The organism is Comamonas sp. 26 (assembly GCF_002754475.1).
Classification (GTDB): domain Bacteria; phylum Pseudomonadota; class Gammaproteobacteria; order Burkholderiales; family Burkholderiaceae_C; genus Comamonas.
The window spans coordinates 117,055-133,428 of the sequence record NZ_PEFL01000001.1; the positions used below are offsets into that span (position 1 = coordinate 117,055).

Annotated in this window: 23 protein-coding genes; 19 read left to right on the top strand and 4 right to left on the bottom strand. The window is 57.7% G+C overall.

Translation table 11 applies throughout. The features are described 5' to 3' along the window. Window positions 1-57 precede the first annotated feature (57 nt). Window positions 58-711, top strand: coding sequence for a DUF1269 domain-containing protein (locus tag CLU84_RS00550; protein ID WP_099735445.1), 654 nt, complete (start codon window positions 58-60; stop codon window positions 709-711). 92 nt (window positions 712-803) lie between these two features. Here the strand turns inward: CLU84_RS00550 and proC are convergent, their stop codons facing one another. Then, complete coding sequence (gene proC / locus CLU84_RS00555; protein ID WP_099735446.1) at window positions 804-1,637, bottom strand: pyrroline-5-carboxylate reductase; 834 nt, start codon at window positions 1,635-1,637, stop codon at window positions 804-806. A 232-nt stretch (window positions 1,638-1,869) separates the two neighbouring features. Here proC and aqpZ point away from each other — a divergent pair, with 232 nt between their 5' ends. Next, a complete protein-coding gene (gene aqpZ, locus CLU84_RS00560) occupies window positions 1,870-2,568 on the top strand; it encodes an aquaporin Z (protein WP_099735447.1) in 699 nt (232 codons plus the stop codon). A gap of 115 nt (window positions 2,569-2,683) precedes the next feature. Here the strand turns inward: aqpZ and glpK are convergent, their stop codons facing one another. Genes glpK through CLU84_RS00575 form a run of 3 tightly spaced genes read right to left on the bottom strand, consistent with a single transcriptional unit; the run spans window position 2,684 to window position 5,435 of the window. Beyond that, entirely contained in the window at window positions 2,684-4,180 is a 1,497-nt protein-coding gene (glpK, locus tag CLU84_RS00565; RefSeq protein ID WP_099735448.1) for a glycerol kinase GlpK, read from the bottom strand. Further along, a complete protein-coding gene (locus tag CLU84_RS00570) occupies window positions 4,177-4,674 on the bottom strand; it encodes a GNAT family N-acetyltransferase (RefSeq protein ID WP_099735449.1) in 498 nt (165 codons plus the stop codon). The genes glpK and CLU84_RS00570 overlap by 4 nt, the downstream gene beginning before the upstream one ends. Continuing rightward, a complete protein-coding gene (locus tag CLU84_RS00575; RefSeq protein WP_099735450.1) occupies window positions 4,671-5,435 on the bottom strand; it encodes a DeoR/GlpR family DNA-binding transcription regulator in 765 nt (254 codons plus the stop codon). The genes CLU84_RS00570 and CLU84_RS00575 overlap by 4 nt, the downstream gene beginning before the upstream one ends. Before the next feature lie 525 nt (window positions 5,436-5,960). On the opposite strand from CLU84_RS00575, the gene CLU84_RS00580 reads away from it, so the two are divergent. From CLU84_RS00580 to rpoA, 17 genes are all read left to right on the top strand, one after another. Further along, a complete protein-coding gene (locus CLU84_RS00580; RefSeq protein WP_099735451.1) occupies window positions 5,961-7,556 on the top strand; it encodes a glycerol-3-phosphate dehydrogenase/oxidase in 1,596 nt (531 codons plus the stop codon). A 424-nt stretch (window positions 7,557-7,980) separates the two neighbouring features. Continuing rightward, window positions 7,981-8,349, top strand: coding sequence for a 50S ribosomal protein L14 (gene rplN / locus CLU84_RS00590; protein WP_099735453.1), 369 nt, complete (start codon window positions 7,981-7,983; stop codon window positions 8,347-8,349). An 11-nt stretch (window positions 8,350-8,360) separates the two neighbouring features. Next, window positions 8,361-8,681 (top strand): 50S ribosomal protein L24, encoded by a 321-nt coding sequence (rplX, locus tag CLU84_RS00595; RefSeq protein WP_099735454.1) that lies wholly within the window; start codon window positions 8,361-8,363, stop codon window positions 8,679-8,681. A gap of 10 nt (window positions 8,682-8,691) precedes the next feature. Next, window positions 8,692-9,231, top strand: coding sequence for a 50S ribosomal protein L5 (gene rplE / locus CLU84_RS00600; protein WP_099735455.1), 540 nt, complete (start codon window positions 8,692-8,694; stop codon window positions 9,229-9,231). Window positions 9,232-9,239: 8 nt separating this feature from the next. Next, window positions 9,240-9,545, top strand: coding sequence for a 30S ribosomal protein S14 (rpsN, locus tag CLU84_RS00605; protein WP_099735456.1), 306 nt, complete (start codon window positions 9,240-9,242; stop codon window positions 9,543-9,545). A 20-nt stretch (window positions 9,546-9,565) separates the two neighbouring features. Further along, complete coding sequence (gene rpsH / locus CLU84_RS00610) at window positions 9,566-9,961, top strand: 30S ribosomal protein S8 (RefSeq protein ID WP_099735457.1); 396 nt, start codon at window positions 9,566-9,568, stop codon at window positions 9,959-9,961. Window positions 9,962-9,985: 24 nt separating this feature from the next. Further along, window positions 9,986-10,519 (top strand): 50S ribosomal protein L6, encoded by a 534-nt coding sequence (rplF, locus tag CLU84_RS00615; protein ID WP_099735458.1) that lies wholly within the window; start codon window positions 9,986-9,988, stop codon window positions 10,517-10,519. An 11-nt stretch (window positions 10,520-10,530) separates the two neighbouring features. Further along, on the top strand, window positions 10,531-10,896 hold the full coding sequence (gene rplR / locus CLU84_RS00620) for a 50S ribosomal protein L18 (RefSeq protein ID WP_099735459.1): 366 nt from the start codon (window positions 10,531-10,533) through the stop codon (window positions 10,894-10,896). A gap of 16 nt (window positions 10,897-10,912) precedes the next feature. Beyond that, on the top strand, window positions 10,913-11,434 hold the full coding sequence (gene rpsE, locus CLU84_RS00625) for a 30S ribosomal protein S5 (protein WP_099735460.1): 522 nt from the start codon (window positions 10,913-10,915) through the stop codon (window positions 11,432-11,434). A gap of 14 nt (window positions 11,435-11,448) precedes the next feature. Continuing rightward, window positions 11,449-11,631, top strand: coding sequence for a 50S ribosomal protein L30 (gene rpmD / locus CLU84_RS00630; protein WP_099735461.1), 183 nt, complete (start codon window positions 11,449-11,451; stop codon window positions 11,629-11,631). A gap of 11 nt (window positions 11,632-11,642) precedes the next feature. After that, window positions 11,643-12,074: a 50S ribosomal protein L15 gene (gene rplO, locus CLU84_RS00635; protein WP_099737787.1), complete on the top strand. Its 432-nt coding sequence runs from the start codon at window positions 11,643-11,645 to the stop codon at window positions 12,072-12,074. Between the two features lie 24 nt (window positions 12,075-12,098). Next, window positions 12,099-13,412 carry a preprotein translocase subunit SecY gene (secY, locus tag CLU84_RS00640; RefSeq protein ID WP_099735462.1) on the top strand — a complete coding sequence of 438 codons (1,314 nt, stop codon included), beginning with the start codon at window positions 12,099-12,101 and terminating at the stop codon, window positions 13,410-13,412. Between the two features lie 116 nt (window positions 13,413-13,528). Then, the gene (gene rpmJ / locus CLU84_RS00645; RefSeq protein ID WP_003050535.1) at window positions 13,529-13,642 is read left to right on the top strand and encodes a 50S ribosomal protein L36; all 114 of its coding nucleotides are present in this window, start codon (window positions 13,529-13,531) and stop codon (window positions 13,640-13,642) included. Window positions 13,643-13,663: 21 nt separating this feature from the next. Next, a complete protein-coding gene (rpsM, locus tag CLU84_RS00650) occupies window positions 13,664-14,029 on the top strand; it encodes a 30S ribosomal protein S13 (RefSeq protein WP_099735463.1) in 366 nt (121 codons plus the stop codon). 17 nt (window positions 14,030-14,046) lie between these two features. Next, window positions 14,047-14,451: a 30S ribosomal protein S11 gene (rpsK, locus tag CLU84_RS00655; RefSeq protein WP_003050538.1), complete on the top strand. Its 405-nt coding sequence runs from the start codon at window positions 14,047-14,049 to the stop codon at window positions 14,449-14,451. An 88-nt stretch (window positions 14,452-14,539) separates the two neighbouring features. Continuing rightward, window positions 14,540-15,163, top strand: coding sequence for a 30S ribosomal protein S4 (gene rpsD, locus CLU84_RS00660; RefSeq protein WP_099735464.1), 624 nt, complete (start codon window positions 14,540-14,542; stop codon window positions 15,161-15,163). Window positions 15,164-15,275: 112 nt separating this feature from the next. Continuing rightward, complete coding sequence (rpoA, locus tag CLU84_RS00665) at window positions 15,276-16,274, top strand: DNA-directed RNA polymerase subunit alpha (RefSeq protein WP_003050542.1); 999 nt, start codon at window positions 15,276-15,278, stop codon at window positions 16,272-16,274. The last annotated feature ends 100 nt before the right edge of the window (window positions 16,275-16,374 follow it).

Consider the following 16,374-nt stretch of genomic DNA (forward strand, 5'->3'; position numbering starts at 1 on the left):
CTGCACAGTGGCCTGTGCAAGTTTTGGGTGTTGAAAACATGAATAGGAGTGCTTGTTATGGATCAAAACGTCGTGGTTCTGAGCTTTGCCGAGGAAAGCAAGGCCTATCAGGCCTTGTCGGAGCTGAAGGCGCTGGCACTTCAGCAAAAGGTGCAACTGATCAATGCTGCGGTCGTCAGCCGGGATCGCAATGGCGTAGTCTCGGTCAAGGATGGGGCCAGTGACGGTGCCGATGCCACCGGGCCTCTGACGGGCACGCTGATCGGTGCCTTGGTGGGTCTGCTGGCCGGACCTCTTGGTGTGCTGCTGGGCAGCGCATCGGGAGCATTGATTGGCAGCACGATTGCCATCGACAAGGCAAAGGATCGACTGAGCGTGCTCGAACAGATGATGGATGCCATGCCCAATGGCTCCACCATGCTGATAGCCACGGTGGGCGAGTATGCGCAAGAGGTGATCAACGGCATGGTGCAGCAGCTCGACGGCAGCGTGATGCGCCGCCCTCTGGCTGTGGTGCAGGCAGAGGTGGATGCCCAGAACGAAGCCCAGGCCGCAGCGGCCAAGGAAGCGCGCCGAGTTCTGCGCGGCAAGCAGACCGAGGAGTGGCGCGAAAAGCTCGACGACTGGAAGGATGACTTGGGCGAAGGCATAGAAAAGCTCAAAGCCCGCATAGAGCATGCTTTTAGTTCGGATAAGAAATCCGGCTCTTAAGCCTACTGATAGGGCGCAAGCAGCTATGAAAAAAGCCAGGCAACGCCTGGCTTTTTTCTGTGTGGGAAAGCGAGTCCGAGCGACTTGGCGGCTTAGCGGCCAAACTCCTGCGCCAGCTCCTTGGCGCGGGCTTCGGCCTTGCGCATGGCTTCGATGAAATGCTCAGGCAGCTTCTGCTCCTGCATATGGGTGATGGCCGCGTACGTGGTGCCGCCCTTGCTGGTCACACGCTGGCGCAGCACTTCGGCGCTTTCGCTGGAGCGTGCTGCCAGCTCAGAGCCGCCGGCAAACGTGGCCACGGCCAGCTTGTAGCTTTGTTCGGCGCTCAGGCCCATATCCACGCCGGCCTGCGTCATGGCCTCGAGGAACAGGAAGACATAAGCCGGCCCCGAGCCGGACAGGGCGGTCACGGCATCCAGATGCTCTTCCCTGTCCACCCAGCTGATCTGGCCGGTACTGCCCATCACGGCGTCGATCAAGGCCTTGCCGACGGCTTCCACCTCGGGTCGGGCAAACAGCCCCGTCATGCCCTTGCCCACCAGCGCAGGCGTATTGGGCATGGCGCGCACAATGCGGCGGCTGCCGGTCCAGCTGGCAATGCTGTCGGTGGTGATGCCCGCGGCCACACTCAGGTGCAGGGCGGCCTGGGTGAACGGGGCGGCAGCAGCGGCTGCACCCTTGAACGTCTGGGGCTTAACGGCCCAGACCACCAGCTGAGCCGCTTGCAGCGCTGCCGTGGCCTCGGGCAGGGCATTGATGCCGAACTGGCTGTGCAAAGCGGTGCGGGTTGCTTCGAAGGGCTCGACCACGAGGATGTTGGCGGCAGGAACCCCCTGGCCTATCAGGCCGCCAATGATGGCGCTGGCCATATTGCCCCCGCCGATAAAGGCGATGGGAGGAAAGGTGGTGCTTGCGTTCTGGCTCATGGTCGGTTCACGGATGGCGAATGAAAGTGGATGTTGACTATAAACCGGTGGCATGCCCGCCTGCGCCGTCGCCTGTTTCAGGCCAAAGCGATGGGGATTGCCGGCTATGTCGCAGATTGTTCACATTCCTGACTTGTGCTCATCACCCAAGCGTTTCTAAGATCCATGCACAGTGCGCTCTGTGCCGCGTTGTGCGGCAGGGACTGCATTGATCCAAGAGCGGGAGAACATCATGGCATCCAATGTCAAGAAATGGTCAGCGGAGTTTCTGGGGACTTTCTGGCTCACCTTTGGCGGCTGCGGCAGCGCGGTACTGGCGGCGGCCTTCCCAGAAATAGGCATAGGCCTGCTGGGCGTGTCCTTCGCTTTTGGCCTGACAGTGTTGACGGGAGCCTATGCGTTTGGCCCGGTCTCTGGCGGTCATTTCAACCCGGCGGTATCGGTGGGCCTGGCGGTCGCGGGGCGTTTTCGCTTGGCCGAGTTACCGGGTTACATCATTGCCCAGGTACTGGGCGCCATCATGGCTGCAGCCGTGTTGTATTTCATTGCCAGCGGCAAGGCCGGTGCCAATGTGACCGATTTGGCTACCAACGGTTTTGGCGATCACTCGCCCGGCAAGTTCAATATGTGGGCTGCACTGGTGATTGAGGTGGTGCTGACGGCCGTCTTCCTGCTGGTGATTCTGGGCTCCACCTCCAAGAAGGCTGCTGTGGGCTTTGCGGGCATGAGCATCGGCCTGTGCCTGACGCTGATTCACCTGATTTCGATCCCTGTGACCAACACCTCGGTCAACCCTGCGCGCAGCACGGGCCCTGCACTGTTCGGTCCGGCCATTGCCATGGAGCAGCTGTGGCTGTTCTGGCTGGCTCCCATCGTGGGTGCCATTATCGGCGCCGTGATTCACAAGGCGCTGCTGGGCGACGAAGAATAATCAGCCATCACCACGCGCTGAATGAAAAAAGGGATGCCTGGGCATCCCTTTTTTATACTCTTTGAGGCCTGCAGTGCTTTATAGGTAAGTGCCAGTAGCTCCTGAATTGATAGTTCTACAGTGCGGTGGTCTGGCGCACGGCTTGTTCCCAGCGCTGCATCAGCTCGTCGGCGCGGTCCTTGCTCAGTGTTGGCATGAAGCGGCGATCGGCCTTCCACATGGCGGACAGCTCTTGGGTGCTTTGATAGACGCCGCTGGACAGGCCTGCCAGATACGCAGCGCCCAAGGCGGTGGTCTCCACGCAGGCCGGGCGCACTACGGGAATGCCTAGCAGGTCAGCCTGAAACTGCATGAGCAGATTGTTCACGCTGGCACCGCCATCCACGCGCAGCTCACTGACAGGGCGGCCGCCGTTGCTGACTGCGTCGCGGCTCATGGCTTGCAGCAGGGCGGCGCTTTGGTAGGCGATGGATTCGAGCGCGGCGCGGGCAATGTGGGCAATGGTGGTGCCACGGGTCAGGCCGGTGATGGTGCCGCGGGCATCGGGCTTCCAGTAGGGGGCGCCCAGGCCGGTGAAGGCGGGCACCATCATCACGCCGCCGCTGTCGGGCACGCTTTCGGCCAGCTGCTGTACTTGGCCGCTGTGTTCAATGGCCTGCAGGCCATCGCGCAGCCACTGCACCACGGCGCCGCCGACGAATACGCTGCCCTCCAGCGCAAACTGGGGCGCCGCGCTGGTCTGGGCGGCGCTGGTGGTCAGCAGGCCGTTGGCTGATGTCTGAAAGTGGCAGCCTGTGTGCATGAGCGTGAAGCAGCCCGTGCCATAGGTGTTTTTGGCCATGCCCGCGTCAAAACAGGCCTGGCCGAAGAGGGCGCTTTGCTGGTCGCCCGCCACGCCGCCAATATTGATGTGGCCGCCCAGCACGTCGTCAGCGGTCTGGCCAAAGTCGGCGGCCGAGGGCAGAACCTCGGGCATGAGGCTGGCGGGAATGTCCAGCAGAGCCAGCAGGTCGGTATCCCACTGGTTGCTATGCACGTTAAACAGCATGGTGCGGCTGGCGTTGCTCACATCCGTCACATGGCGCTTGCCACCAGTTAGCTGCCACATCAGCCAGCAATCCACCGTGCCAAAGGCCAGCTCGCCTGCTTGTGCGGCGGCGCGAGCGCCGGGCACGTTATCCAGCAGCCACTTGAGCTTGGTGCCCGAGAAGTAAGCATCAATGCGCAGGCCTGTCTTTTGCAGAATGGCGTCTCCATGGCCTGCCTCGCGCAGTTGCACGCAGGTGGGCTCGGCACGGCGGTCCTGCCAGACGATGGCGTGGTGAATGGGCGCGCCGGTTTTGCGGTTCCAGACGATGGTGGTCTCGCGCTGGTTGGTAATGCCGACTGAGCGAATGTCGCTGGCTTTGAGGCCAGCCTTGACCAACGCCTCTTGGGCCGTGATCAGCTGGGTGCGCCAGATCTCGCGCGGGTCGTGCTCCACCCAGCCCGGCTGAGGGTAGATTTGCGTCAGCTCTTGCTGGGACGATGCGACGATGCGACCCTGCGTGTCAAACACGATGGAGCGGGAGCTGGATGTGCCCTGATCCAGGGCGAGCAGATAAGTGGTCATGATGGAACTGTCGTTCTGAGGGGGAGAACAAAGCGTGCCATTTCGGCTTGCTCGCTCCAGCCCTGTTGAGGGTAGAAGCCGCGCACATAGGATGAGCGTTCGCGGTTGTTGACCAACCAGATGCGCATGCAGCCCTTGTCGCGTGCCGCCTGCGTGGCGGCGTCGAGCAATTGCTGGCCAAGACCAGCGCCGCGTGCGGCCTCGGCAATAAAGAGTTCGCTCACATAGCCTTCCCAGCCCTGCAAGACGGCAATGGGTAGCCAATGCACGGCGCAGTAACCGTGAATGTGCTGCTGCGCGTCTTCGGCGATCAGTAGCAGGCTGCTTTCTGGCTCGGTGTGTGCATGGTCTAGCAAAGTCTGTACGGCCTGCCGGTTCTGGGCTGGGGTCTGGCTCTCATAGGCCTTGAACCAGCCGATGCCGTGCAGCAGCTCGGCAATGCCTGCTGCGTCAGAGGTCAGGGCGTGGCGAATGACATGGCTGGGCCCGCTCATTGGGCAATCGTGCACTGCACCTCGGCATCGCGCAGCAAGGCGTCGAAGGGGGGGGAGGGCGGCACATCGGTAAACAGGCGGTCAATCTGGTTCAGGCGGGCCAGCTCCACCATGGCCTGGCGGCTGAACTTGCTGTGATCGGCGGCTAGCCATACTTCACGCGACTGGCCGATGATGGTCTGGGCCACTTTCACCTCACGCAAGTCAAAGTCGCGCAGGCTGCCGTCGGACTCGATGGCCGAGATGCCGATTACGGCAATGTCCACCTTGAACTGGCGCATGAAGTCCACCGCCGCCTCGCCCACAATGCCGCGGTCGCGGGTGCGCACCACGCCGCCTGCCACGATGACTTCGCAGTCCGCATTGCTGCTGAGGATGGCCGCCACGTTCAGATTGTTGGTAATGACGCGCAGGCCTTTGTGGTGCAGCAGAGCCTGAGCCACGGCTTCTGTTGTGGTGCCGATATTGAGAATCAGCGAGCAGCCATTAGGGATGGAATCGGCAACGGCGCGTGCAATGCGCATCTTGCCCTCGGCATGCAGCACCTGGCGCTGGGTATGGGCCAGGTTCTCCACCGTGGCGCTGGGCACGCGCACACCGCCGTGAAAGCGCACCAGCAAGCCTGCATCGGCCAGCTTTTGAATGTCGCGGCGCACGGTTTGCAGCGTGACTCCGAGGGTTTCGGCCAGATGCTCCACCGAGGTGGACTGACGGGCACGGACTTCTTCGACAAGCTGTAGCTGACGGGGGTTGCTGTTCATGGCTTCTGACTAGTTATATAGGTGACTTGGCGCATTGCCTGCCTTGGCTCGCTCAACGATGCTTGTCGTGCGCTGAGTCCAGATTGTGGGCGAATCCAAACGAACCTCTAATAGGGGGATTTTCTATGGATTTGCGCGGTAAGAAACAAAAATGAATGCGCGTTGAGCGGTTGTGACGGATTTGGAACGTTGGGATGACCGGGGGTGAAGAGCGTGCCAGGGTCGTGGGCTGATCCGCCACACAAGCATTTTTGGGATGCCTGGGTCTATTGCGTTCAAGGACGTACGGCTGATTCTGATTGCTTTTGGCTTGCCTTGTGGTAATAGTGGATGTATCCGCTCAGGCCTGTTTGTGAAGGACGATTTTTCAAATCGCGCTAAAACGAATCATTATTTCTAGGGTTGAATACCATAGAAACGAAAAAGAGCGAAAATACACGGTCTGAAATTTGTTCTTTGCTTTGCGCAGCACATCGCTTGGGGTGATGTGGGTGCGACTCGGCATGTCACTGCAGAAATCTTTCCATGAATCAGTCCACTCAACTCTTGGCCACAACGCGCGCGCAATTGCTGGAGCGTTTGGCGCAGTCTGAAACCTATGACCTGGCGATCGTAGGGGGCGGAGCCACCGGGCTGGGCGTGGCGGTGGATGCGGCGGCGCGCGGCTTCAAGGTGGTGCTGCTGGAGTCCATGGACTTTGCCAAGGGCACCTCGTCGCGTGCCACCAAGCTGGTGCACGGCGGTGTGCGCTATCTGGCGCAAGGCAATATTTCGCTGGTGCGCGAGGCGCTGCATGAGCGCACCACGCTGCTGCACAACGCGCCGCATCTGGCGCAGCCGCTGGCCTTTGTCATGCCTTCATACAAGCTGCTGGATACGCCGTTCTACGGCATCGGCCTCAAGATGTATGACGCGCTGGCCGGCAAAGCCGGTCTGGGTTCCACGGAATTTCTCTCGGCTGCCAAGACGGTGAAATACCTGCCAACGGTGCAGCAGAAAAGCCTCAAGGGCGGCGTCAAGTACTGGGATGGACAGTTTGACGATGCCCGACTGGCGCTGGCGCTGGCCCGCACGGCTGCGGTCAAGGGTGCTTTGCTCGTTAATTACTGCGCTGCTGAAAAGCTGATCTACGAAGACAAGCAGATTGCCGGTCTGGTCTGTCGCGATACCGAGTCTGGCCAGAGCTACACCGTGCGCGCCAAGTGCGTGGTCAATGCCACAGGCCCTTGGGTGGATCTATTTCGCCAACAAGACGCCGAGGCGCAGGGCAAGCCCGTTAAGCCCATGGTTGCGCCTAGCCAGGGTGTTCACGTGGTGGTTGATCGTGAGTTTTTGCCGACCGACCACGCACTGCTGGTGCCGAAGACCGCCGATGGTCGTGTGCTGTTCGCCGTGCCATGGCTGGGCAAGGTCATTCTGGGCACGACAGACACTCCGCGTCACGATCTGGCTCGTGAGCCCTTGCCCTTCCCTGAAGAGCTGGACTTCATCCTGAGCGAAGCCGGCAAGTATCTGAACCGTCAGCCCACGCTGGCCGATGTGCGCAGCATGTGGGTAGGCCTGCGCCCTCTGGTCAAGCCACAGGACGATGACGGCGAAAACACCAAGAAGATCAGTCGCGAACACACCGTCATGTCGAGTAAAACCGGTCTGGTCACGGTCACTGGCGGCAAGTGGACGACTTACCGTGCCATGTCGGAAGATGTGCTGAGCGAATGCTTCCAGATTGGCCGTCTGCCCAGCCGGCCTGCGGGTGTAACGGTGAATCTGCCCTTGGTTGGTGCGCCAGCGGAAGCGGCGGTGACGCACAGCATGAATCAGGCGCAAGGCCTGCACTCCTACGGCACGGATGCAGAAGCGGTCGCTTCGCTGCCCGGTGCGCAGAACTGGCTGATGGATGGTTTGTCCGAAGCCATGGTGCGCTTTGCGGCGCGTTTTGAATATGCACGCACGGTTGAAGACATGCTGGCGCGCCGCAGTCGCCTGCTGTTCCTCGATGCACGCAAGGCTGCTGAGATCGCTCCGCGCGTGGCCGCTATCTTGGTCGAAGAGCTGGGTCGTGATGCGAACTTGAACGATTTCATGATGCTGGCCCAGCAATATTTGCCAGCACAGGCCTGAGCGGCCTCTTGCGGATAAGGGGCTGTGGCTGAGCGGCAACAGCGGCTCCTTCCACATAGCCTTGGGGAAATATGAGCTGAAAGCGCTTGATGTCTAATGATTTCAAGCGTTTTCTGTCATGAAATCAAAACATTGCAGGTGCTGCCTGCTATTGTTTTGATAATGATTGATGCAGGGATGGCTGCCCGCATCAATTGTCGATGTGGTTGTTGCGGGTATTGCAGGCTAAGCGCTTGACGTACAAAGGAATTACTGCGACAATCTTCTGCTTCACATGTAAAAACGTGAAGTGTTCTGCCCAGTGGAAGCACTACGAAATGGTTCGTGGTGTGGACGACGGGCCCAAGACTGACTGGCTGCTTGATCAGCCCTTGAGAAGACTCTGGGGCTGTCTGGTTTGCTGGAGCAAGTTGGGAATATTGAAATGATCCAAACAGAATCTCGGTTAGAGGTTGCCGACAACACCGGTGCGAAATCTGTTCAGTGCATTAAGGTACTGGGCGGTTCTCATCGTCGCTATGCGAGCGTTGGCGACATCATCAAGGTGAGCATCAAGGAAGCAGCTCCTCGTGGTCGCGTCAAAAAAGGCGAGATCTACAGTGCTGTGGTGGTGCGCACCGCAAAGGGCATCCGTCGTGCAGACGGTTCGCTCGTAAAGTTCGACGGCAATGCCGCCGTGCTGCTGAATGCGAAGCTGGAGCCTATCGGCACCCGCATCTTTGGCCCCGTGACTCGTGAACTGCGTACCGAAAAGTTCATGAAGATCGTGTCGCTGGCCCCTGAAGTTCTCTAAAGGAAAGCACTATGAACAAGATTCGCAAGGGCGACGAAGTTATCGTGCTGACTGGCCGTGACAAGGGCAAGCGTGGCACTGTTTCTCTGCGCAAGGATGACTCCCACGTTATCGTGGACGGTATCAACCTGGTCAAGAAGCACACCAAGCCAAACCCCATGAAGGGCACCACCGGCGGTATCGTTGAAAAGGCTATGCCTATTCACCAGTCCAACGTGGCTATCTTCAATGCAGCGACTGGCAAGGCTGATCGCGTGGGCATCAAGGTCAACGCCGACGGCGCACGTGTTCGCGTGTTCAAGTCCAGCGGCGCCGAAATCAAGGCCGCTTGAGGAGTAACACATGGCACGACTGCAAAAACTCTATCGCGAAAAGATCGCGGCTGAACTGAAAGAAAAGTTCGGTTACACCTCCGCTATGGAAGTGCCTCGTCTGAGCAAGATCACCCTGAACATGGGTGTGAGCGAAGCCGTGGCCGACAAGAAGGTGATGGACAACGCCGTAGCTGATCTGACCAAAATTGCTGGTCAGCAGCCTGTGGTGACTAAGGCCAAGAAGGCTATCGCTGGTTTCAAGATCCGTGAAGGCCAAGCAATTGGCTGCATGGTGACCCTGCGTGGCGTTCAAATGTACGAATTCCTGGACCGTTTCGTGACCGTGGCTCTGCCCCGCGTTCGTGACTTCCGTGGTATTTCGGGCCGTTCGTTCGATGGTCGCGGCAACTACAACGTTGGCGTCAAAGAACAAATCATCTTCCCTGAAATCGAGTACGACAAGGTGGACGCTCTGCGTGGTCTGAACATCAGCATCACGACAACAGCGAAGAACGACGAAGAGTGCAAGGCACTGCTCGCAGCGTTCAAATTCCCCTTCAAGAACTGAGGTGGCGCATGGCTAAAGTAGCAATGATTCAGCGCGAAATCAAGCGCGAAAAGCTGGCAGCCAAGTTTGCTGCCAAGTATGCAGAACTGAAGGCAATCGCCGGCGACGCAAAGCGTTCCGACGAAGAGCGCGATGCCGCTCGCCTGGGTCTGCAGAAGCTGCCCCGTAACTCGAACCCCACTCGTCAGCGTAACCGTTGCGAGATCACTGGCCGTCCACGTGGCACATTCCGTCAATTCGGTCTGGGCCGCGCCAAGGTGCGTGAATTGGCCTTTGCTGGCGACATCCCCGGTGTCACCAAGGCCAGCTGGTAAGCAAGCAGGAGAGATTAAACATGAGCATGAGTGATCCCATCGCTGACTTGCTGACACGCATCCGCAACGCACAAATGGTTTCCAAGACCACCGTGTCGGCTCCTTCCTCCAAAGTGAAGGTTGCTATTGCACAGGTGCTGAAGGAAGAAGGCTATATCGACGGCTTCGAAGTGAAGTCCGAAGGTGGCAAGTCCGAACTCGAAATTACCCTGAAATACTACGCCGGTCAGCCTGTGATCGAACGTATTGAACGTGTGAGCCGTCCTGGCCTGCGCGTTTACAAGGGTAGCAACGCAATCCCTCAGGTCCAAAACGGCCTGGGCGTAGCCATCATCACTACCCCCCAGGGCGTGATGACAGATCGCAAAGCACGTGCTGCCGGTATCGGCGGTGAAGTGCTGTGCTATGTGGCTTAACGGACATTAAGGAGAAATACTGAAATGTCTCGCGTAGCAAAAGCTATTGTGACCATCCCCGCTGGCGTGGATGTGTCTATCAACGCTGACTCCATCAAGGTCAAGGGCAAGGGCGGCGATCTGTCGCTGGCTCTGAACGCCCTGGTGAACATCGGCAACAACGACGGCAAGCTGTCTTTCGCTCCCTCGAACGATTCCCGTGAAGCTGACGCTCTGGCCGGTACATTCCGCCAGTTGGTCAACAACATGGTCAAGGGCGTGACTGAAGGCTTCGAGAAGAAGCTGACGCTGATTGGCGTGGGCTACAAGGCTGCTGCATCCGGTTCCAAGCTGAACCTGGCAGTGGGCTTCTCGCACCCCGTCAACTTCGAGATGCCTGCCGGCATCACTATTGCTACCCCCACTCCGACTGAAATCGTGATCAAGGGTGCTGACCGTCAAGTGGTCGGTCAATTGGCTGCTGAGATCCGTGCCGTTCGTCCTCCCGAGCCTTACAAGGGCAAGGGCATTCGCTATGCGAATGAGAAGGTCACGATCAAAGAGACCAAGAAGAAGTAAGGAGCTGCATTATGTTGACCAAGAAAGAGCAGCGTCTGCGTCGCTCGCGTCAAACACGTATCCGCATTGCACAGCAAGGCGTTGCGCGTTTGAGCGTGAATCGCACGAACCTCCACATCTACGCTTCCGTGGTTTCGGAAGACGGCACCAAGGTGCTGGCTTCGGCCTCCACTGCAGAAGCCGAAGTGCGCGCCCAAATCGGCGCCGCTGGCAAGGGTGGCAACGTGGCTGCAGCCACACTGATCGGCAAGCGTATTGCTGAAAAGGCAAAGGCTGCTGGCGTTGAGAAAGTCGCTTTCGACCGCGCCGGTTTTGCATACCACGGCCGCGTGAAGGCTTTGGCAGAGGCCGCTCGCGAAGCGGGCCTGCAGTTCTAAGCGGAGCGGATTGAAAATGGCAAAGTTTTCCCCCAAAGTGCAAGACCAGGGCAATGACGACGGTCTGCGCGAAAAAATGATCGCGGTTAACCGCGTCACCAAGGTTGTGAAGGGTGGTCGTATTCTCGGCTTCGCTGCACTGACCGTGGTTGGCGATGGTGATGGCCGCGTTGGCATGGGTAAGGGCAAGTCCAAGGAAGTGCCTGCTGCCGTGCAAAAAGCGATGGAAGAATGCCGTCGCAACCTGATGAAGGTTGCACTGAAGAGCGGCACCATTCACCACTCGGTGAAGGGCCATCACGGCGCAGCCAAGGTTGAACTGCACCCAGCTCCTAAGGGTACCGGCATCATCGCTGGCGGCCCAATGCGCGCTGTTTTTGAAGTGGTGGGTATCACCGACATCGTGGCCAAGAGCCACGGTTCGTCGAACCCCTACAACATGGTTCGCGCAACTTTCGACGCTTTGAAGAACTCCACGACCCCTGCGAACGTGGCAGCAAAGCGCGGCAAGTCGGTTGAAGACATCTTCACCGCCTGATCGGAGACCAGCACATGACAACACAACAAACTGTCAAGGTTCAGCTGGTTCGTAGCCCCATTGGCACCAAAGAGTCGCATCGTGCGACTGTGCGTGGCCTGGGTCTGCGTAAGCTGAACAGCGTCAGCGAACTGCAGGACACTCCTGAAGTGCGCGGCATGATTAACAAGATCGCCTACTTGGTGAAAGTTCTCTGAAAGGATTGATGATGGAACTCAATAGCATCAAGCCTGCAGATGGCTCCAAGCATGCGAAGCGTCGCGTGGGTCGCGGTATCGGTTCTGGTCTGGGTAAGACCGCCGGTCGTGGCCACAAGGGTCAAAAGTCGCGCTCGGGTGGCTACCACAAGGTAGGCTTCGAAGGCGGTCAAATGCCTCTGCAGCGTCGCCTGCCCAAGCGTGGCTTCAAGTCGCATCTGCTGAAGTTCAATGCAGAAGTGAGCCTGTCTGAGCTGGATAAGCTCGGCCTGGCTGAAGTCGATCTGGCTGCTCTGAAGCAAGCCGGTCTGGTTGGTTCTATCGCTAAGGTCGTCAAGATCATCAAGCGTGGTGAACTGACTAAGGCTGTCAAGCTCAACGGCATCGGCGCTACTGCCGGTGCCAAAGCCGCCATCGAAGCTGCCGGTGGCAGCATCGCCTGATTAAAGTTCTGAAAGAAGACATCCGTGGCTACTAGCGCAGCTCAAATTGCAAAGACTGGAAAATTCGGCGACCTACGTCGTCGTCTGGTTTTTCTGTTGCTTGCGCTGGTCGTATACCGAATCGGGGCTCATATCCCCGTTCCGGGCATCGATCCAGCGCAGCTGCAGCAGCTGTTCTCTGGCCAGCAGGGCGGCATTCTCAATCTGTTCAATATGTTCTCGGGTGGAGCGCTCTCGCGTTTCACAGTGTTTGCACTGGGGATCATGCCGTACATCTCGGCATCGATCATCATGCAGCTCATGACCTACGTGGTCCCTACATTTGAGCAGATGAAAAAGGAAGGTGAAGCGGGTCGTCGCAAGATTACCCAGTACACCCGCTACGGCACATTGGGCCTGGCGCTGTTTCAGTCCTTGGGAATTGCTGTTGCTCTGGAAAGCTCTGCAGGCTTGGTTTTAAACCCTGGTTTTGGCTTCCGCATGACTGCGGTAGTCAGTCTCACGGCTGGTACCCTGTTTCTGATGTGGCTCGGTGAACAGATCACGGAACGTGGTCTGGGCAACGGTATCTCGATACTGATCTTCGGCGGTATCGCCGCAGGTCTTCCGAGCTCCATTGGTGGTCTGCTGGAACTGGTGCGAACCGGTGCCATGAGCATTCTGGCGGCAATCTTCATTGTTCTCGTTGTGGCAGCCGTGACGTACTTCGTCGTGTATGTCGAACGAGGTCAACGCAAGATCTTGGTGAATTACGCACGCCGACAAGTCGGCAACAAGGTGTACGGTGGTCAGTCTTCGCACTTGCCACTGAAGCTGAACATGGCAGGTGTGATTCCTCCCATCTTCGCTTCGTCAATCATCTTGCTGCCTGCAACGGTGGTGAATTGGTTCAGTGCAGGGGAATCCATGCGCTGGCTGAAGGATATTTCGAGCACGTTGACCCCCGGTCAACCAATCTATGTCATCCTTTATGCTGCCGCGATCATTTTCTTCTGCTTCTTCTATACGGCCCTGGTCTTCAACAGCCGGGAAACTGCCGACAACCTGAAGAAGAGTGGCGCTTTTATCCCTGGGATTCGTCCTGGCGAACAGACAGCCCGCTACATTGACAAGATTCTGGTTCGCCTGACCCTGGCTGGCGCGATCTACATTACCTTCGTGTGCTTGTTGCCCGAATTCATGATCCTGAAGTACAACGTTCCGTTCTACTTTGGTGGTACATCGCTGCTGATCATTGTGGTCGTGACGATGGACTTCATGGCGCAAGTGCAGAACTACGTGATGTCGCAGCAATACGAGTCGCTTCTTAAAAAAGCGAACTTTAAAGCTGGTATTTGATGATAGGGTTGCCCTAAGGGCAGCCTGCCAAAAGTTAGTAGACGCCCATCGAGCTATCGCGGGCATTGTCCCCGGTCGATAGGCCGATAGTGGATGGATAGTTTTAGGAGAATAAAATGAGAGTTTCGGCTTCGGTCAAGAAAATCTGCCGCAACTGCAAGATCATCCGCCGCAAAGGTGTCGTGCGCGTGATCTGCACTGACCAGCGCCATAAGCAGCGCCAAGGTTGATTGAAAGCATAGAGGACTAATATGGCACGTATTGCTGGCATTAACATCCCGCCGCACAAGCATGCTGAAATCGGCCTGACCGCCATCTTCGGCATCGGTCGCACAACAGCTCGTAAAATTTGCGAAGCATGCGGTATTGAATACTCCAAGAAGATCAAGGATCTGACGGACGCTGATCTGGAAAAGATCCGCGATCTGCTGAATCCCATGACTCTGGAAGGCGACCTGCGTCGCGAAACCACGATGAACATCAAGCGATTGATGGACATTGGCTGCTACCGCGGTTTCCGTCATCGTCGCGGACTGCCTATGCGCGGTCAACGTACCCGTACGAATGCTCGCACTCGTAAGGGTCCGCGCAAGGGTGCAGCGGCTCTGAAGAAATAAGAGATTGAAAGATCATTATGGCTAAGTCTCCCGCAAATAACGCAGCTGCTCGCGTTCGCAAAAAAGTCCGCAAGAATATTTCTGACGGCATTGCACACGTGCACGCTTCGTTCAACAACACGATCATCACAATCACCGACCGTCAAGGCAACGCTCTGTCGTGGGCTTCGTCGGGTGGCCAAGGTTTCAAGGGTTCGCGTAAGTCGACTCCCTTTGCAGCTCAGGTCGCTTCGGAAGTGGCTGGTCGTGCTGCTATCGAACAGGGCATCAAGAACCTGGAAGTCGAAATCAAGGGTCCCGGTCCAGGCCGTGAATCCTCGGTTCGCGCCCTAGGTGCTCTGGGCATCCGTATCACTTCCATTTCGGACGTGACACCGGTTCCCCACAACGGCTGCCGCCCTCAAAAGCGTCGTCGTATCTAATTATTATCAAGCCCACCGCCGCCCAGATGCTTTAGCATCGCGGGCGGCTCCCGTGTTTGCGCACGGTAGATGACACAAAGGAAATCAAGTGGCACGCTATATTGGCCCTAAGGCTAAACTCTCCCGCCGCGAAGGCACTGATCTGTTCCTGAAGAGCGCACGTCGCTCCATCGCTGACAAGGCTAAGTTTGACACCAAGCCTGGTCAGCATGGACGCACTTCCGGTCAACGCACTTCCGACTACGGTCTGCAACTGCGTGAAAAGCAGAAGGTCAAGCGCATGTACGGCGTGCTGGAGAAGCAATTCCGCCGCTACTTTGAAACAGCTGATCGCAAGCGTGGCAACACTGGTGCCAACCTGCTGTCGCTGCTGGAATGCCGTCTGGACAACGTCGTGTACCGCATGGGCTTCGGCTCCACTCGCGCTGAAGCACGTCAGCTGGTTTCGCACAAGGCTATCACCGTGAACGGCCAGTCCGTGAACATTCCTTCTTTCTCCGTGAAGGAAGGCGACGTGGTTGCTCTGCGTGAACAGTCCAAGAAGCAAGCTCGTGTTGTCGAAGCTCTGCAACTGGCTGCTCAAGTGGGCTTCCCCGCATGGGTTGAAGTGTCTGCTGACAAGGCAGAAGGTACTTTCAAGAAGTCTCCTGACCGCGATGAATTCGCAGCTGACATCAACGAATCTCTGATCGTTGAGTTGTACTCGCGTTAATTCTTAGCAGCGACATTTCTGTTAAACGTTCCCACGGCGCGAGGCATCGCGCCGTGGGTGCTTCACCAGCCTTACCGGTGTAACGAGCCGAGGGTATTGAGAGGAAGTCTGCATGCAAACGAATTTGCTGAAGCCCAAGACAATTAATGTCGAACAACTTGGTCACAACCGTGCCAAGGTGGTTCTGGAGCCGTTTGAGCGTGGCTACGGTCATACGCTGGGCAACGCCCTGCGCCGTGTTCTGCTCTCCTCCATGGTGGGTTACGCAGCGACTGAAGTGACGATTGCTGGAGTGCTGCATGAGTACTCTTCCATCGATGGCGTCCAGGAAGATGTAACCAACATCCTGCTGAATCTCAAGGGTGTGGTGTTCAAGCTGCACAACCGTGACGAAGTCACCTTGAGCCTGCGCAAGGATGGTGAAGGTGTTGTTACTGCACGTGACATCCAGACACCCCACGACGTAGAAATCGTCAACCCTGATCACGTGATCGCTCACCTGTCGCAAGGTGGTAAGCTGGACATGCAGATCAAGGTTGAAAAGGGCCGTGGCTATGTGCCCGGCAACGTGCGCCGCTACGGTGACGAATCGACTAAGTCGATCGGCCGTATCGTGCTCGACGCTTCGTTCTCGCCCGTCAAGCGCGTGAGCTATGCTGTCGAATCCGCACGTGTGGAACAGCGTACCGATCTGGACAAGCTGGTTCTGGAAATCGAAACCAACGGTGCTATCACCGCTGAAGATGCAGTGCGCGCATCCGCCAAGATCTTGGTGGAACAACTGGCTGTGTTCGCGCAGCTGGACGGTGGCGATATCGCCAGCGTGTTTGACGCTCCTGCCGGTGGTCGTGGCGCTGCTACGTCCTTCGATCCAATCTTGTTGCGTCCTGTGGATGAGCTCGAACTCACCGTTCGTTCTGCTAACTGCCTGAAGGCAGAAAACATCTACTACATCGGCGACCTGATTCAGCGTACCGAAAACGAGCTGCTGAAGACTCCTAACCTGGGTCGTAAGTCGCTCAACGAGATCAAGGAAGTCCTGGCTTCCCGCGGTCTGACTCTGGGCATGAAGCTTGAAAACTGGCCACCGGCTGGCTTGGAAAAGCGTTAATTGCTACAATCATGGGCTTTGCTGGAATTGATTTCGGCAAAAGCCCAAGTGCATCGGGCAGTACCTGATACGGCTGCCTGATTTAATTTAGAAATGATCT

Excerpts from the sequence above, each read along its gene's own strand:
- rplE (WP_099735455.1), top strand. The coding sequence starts at position 8,692 with ATGGCACGACTGCAAAAACTCTATCGCGAAAAGATCGCGGCTGAACTG.
- rpmJ (WP_003050535.1), top strand. The coding sequence starts at position 13,529 with ATGAGAGTTTCGGCTTCGGTCAAGAAAATCTGCCGCAACTGCAAGATC.
- rpoA (WP_003050542.1), top strand. The coding sequence starts at position 15,276 with ATGCAAACGAATTTGCTGAAGCCCAAGACAATTAATGTCGAACAACTT.
- CLU84_RS00580 (WP_099735451.1), top strand. The coding sequence starts at position 5,961 with ATGAATCAGTCCACTCAACTCTTGGCCACAACGCGCGCGCAATTGCTG.
- CLU84_RS00550 (WP_099735445.1), top strand. The coding sequence starts at position 58 with ATGGATCAAAACGTCGTGGTTCTGAGCTTTGCCGAGGAAAGCAAGGCC.
- rpsE (WP_099735460.1), top strand. The coding sequence starts at position 10,913 with ATGGCAAAGTTTTCCCCCAAAGTGCAAGACCAGGGCAATGACGACGGT.
- rplR (WP_099735459.1), top strand. The coding sequence starts at position 10,531 with ATGTTGACCAAGAAAGAGCAGCGTCTGCGTCGCTCGCGTCAAACACGT.
- CLU84_RS00575 (WP_099735450.1), bottom strand. The coding sequence starts at position 5,435 with ATGAACAGCAACCCCCGTCAGCTACAGCTTGTCGAAGAAGTCCGTGCC.
- rpsN (WP_099735456.1), top strand. The coding sequence starts at position 9,240 with ATGGCTAAAGTAGCAATGATTCAGCGCGAAATCAAGCGCGAAAAGCTG.
- rpsH (WP_099735457.1), top strand. The coding sequence starts at position 9,566 with ATGAGCATGAGTGATCCCATCGCTGACTTGCTGACACGCATCCGCAAC.
- glpK (WP_099735448.1), bottom strand. The coding sequence starts at position 4,180 with ATGACCACTTATCTGCTCGCCCTGGATCAGGGCACATCCAGCTCCCGC.
- rplF (WP_099735458.1), top strand. The coding sequence starts at position 9,986 with ATGTCTCGCGTAGCAAAAGCTATTGTGACCATCCCCGCTGGCGTGGAT.
- aqpZ (WP_099735447.1), top strand. The coding sequence starts at position 1,870 with ATGGCATCCAATGTCAAGAAATGGTCAGCGGAGTTTCTGGGGACTTTC.
- rplN (WP_099735453.1), top strand. The coding sequence starts at position 7,981 with ATGATCCAAACAGAATCTCGGTTAGAGGTTGCCGACAACACCGGTGCG.
- proC (WP_099735446.1), bottom strand. The coding sequence starts at position 1,637 with ATGAGCCAGAACGCAAGCACCACCTTTCCTCCCATCGCCTTTATCGGC.
- rplO (WP_099737787.1), top strand. The coding sequence starts at position 11,643 with ATGGAACTCAATAGCATCAAGCCTGCAGATGGCTCCAAGCATGCGAAG.
- rpsK (WP_003050538.1), top strand. The coding sequence starts at position 14,047 with ATGGCTAAGTCTCCCGCAAATAACGCAGCTGCTCGCGTTCGCAAAAAA.
- rpsM (WP_099735463.1), top strand. The coding sequence starts at position 13,664 with ATGGCACGTATTGCTGGCATTAACATCCCGCCGCACAAGCATGCTGAA.
- rplX (WP_099735454.1), top strand. The coding sequence starts at position 8,361 with ATGAACAAGATTCGCAAGGGCGACGAAGTTATCGTGCTGACTGGCCGT.
- CLU84_RS00570 (WP_099735449.1), bottom strand. The coding sequence starts at position 4,674 with ATGAGCGGGCCCAGCCATGTCATTCGCCACGCCCTGACCTCTGACGCA.
- rpmD (WP_099735461.1), top strand. The coding sequence starts at position 11,449 with ATGACAACACAACAAACTGTCAAGGTTCAGCTGGTTCGTAGCCCCATT.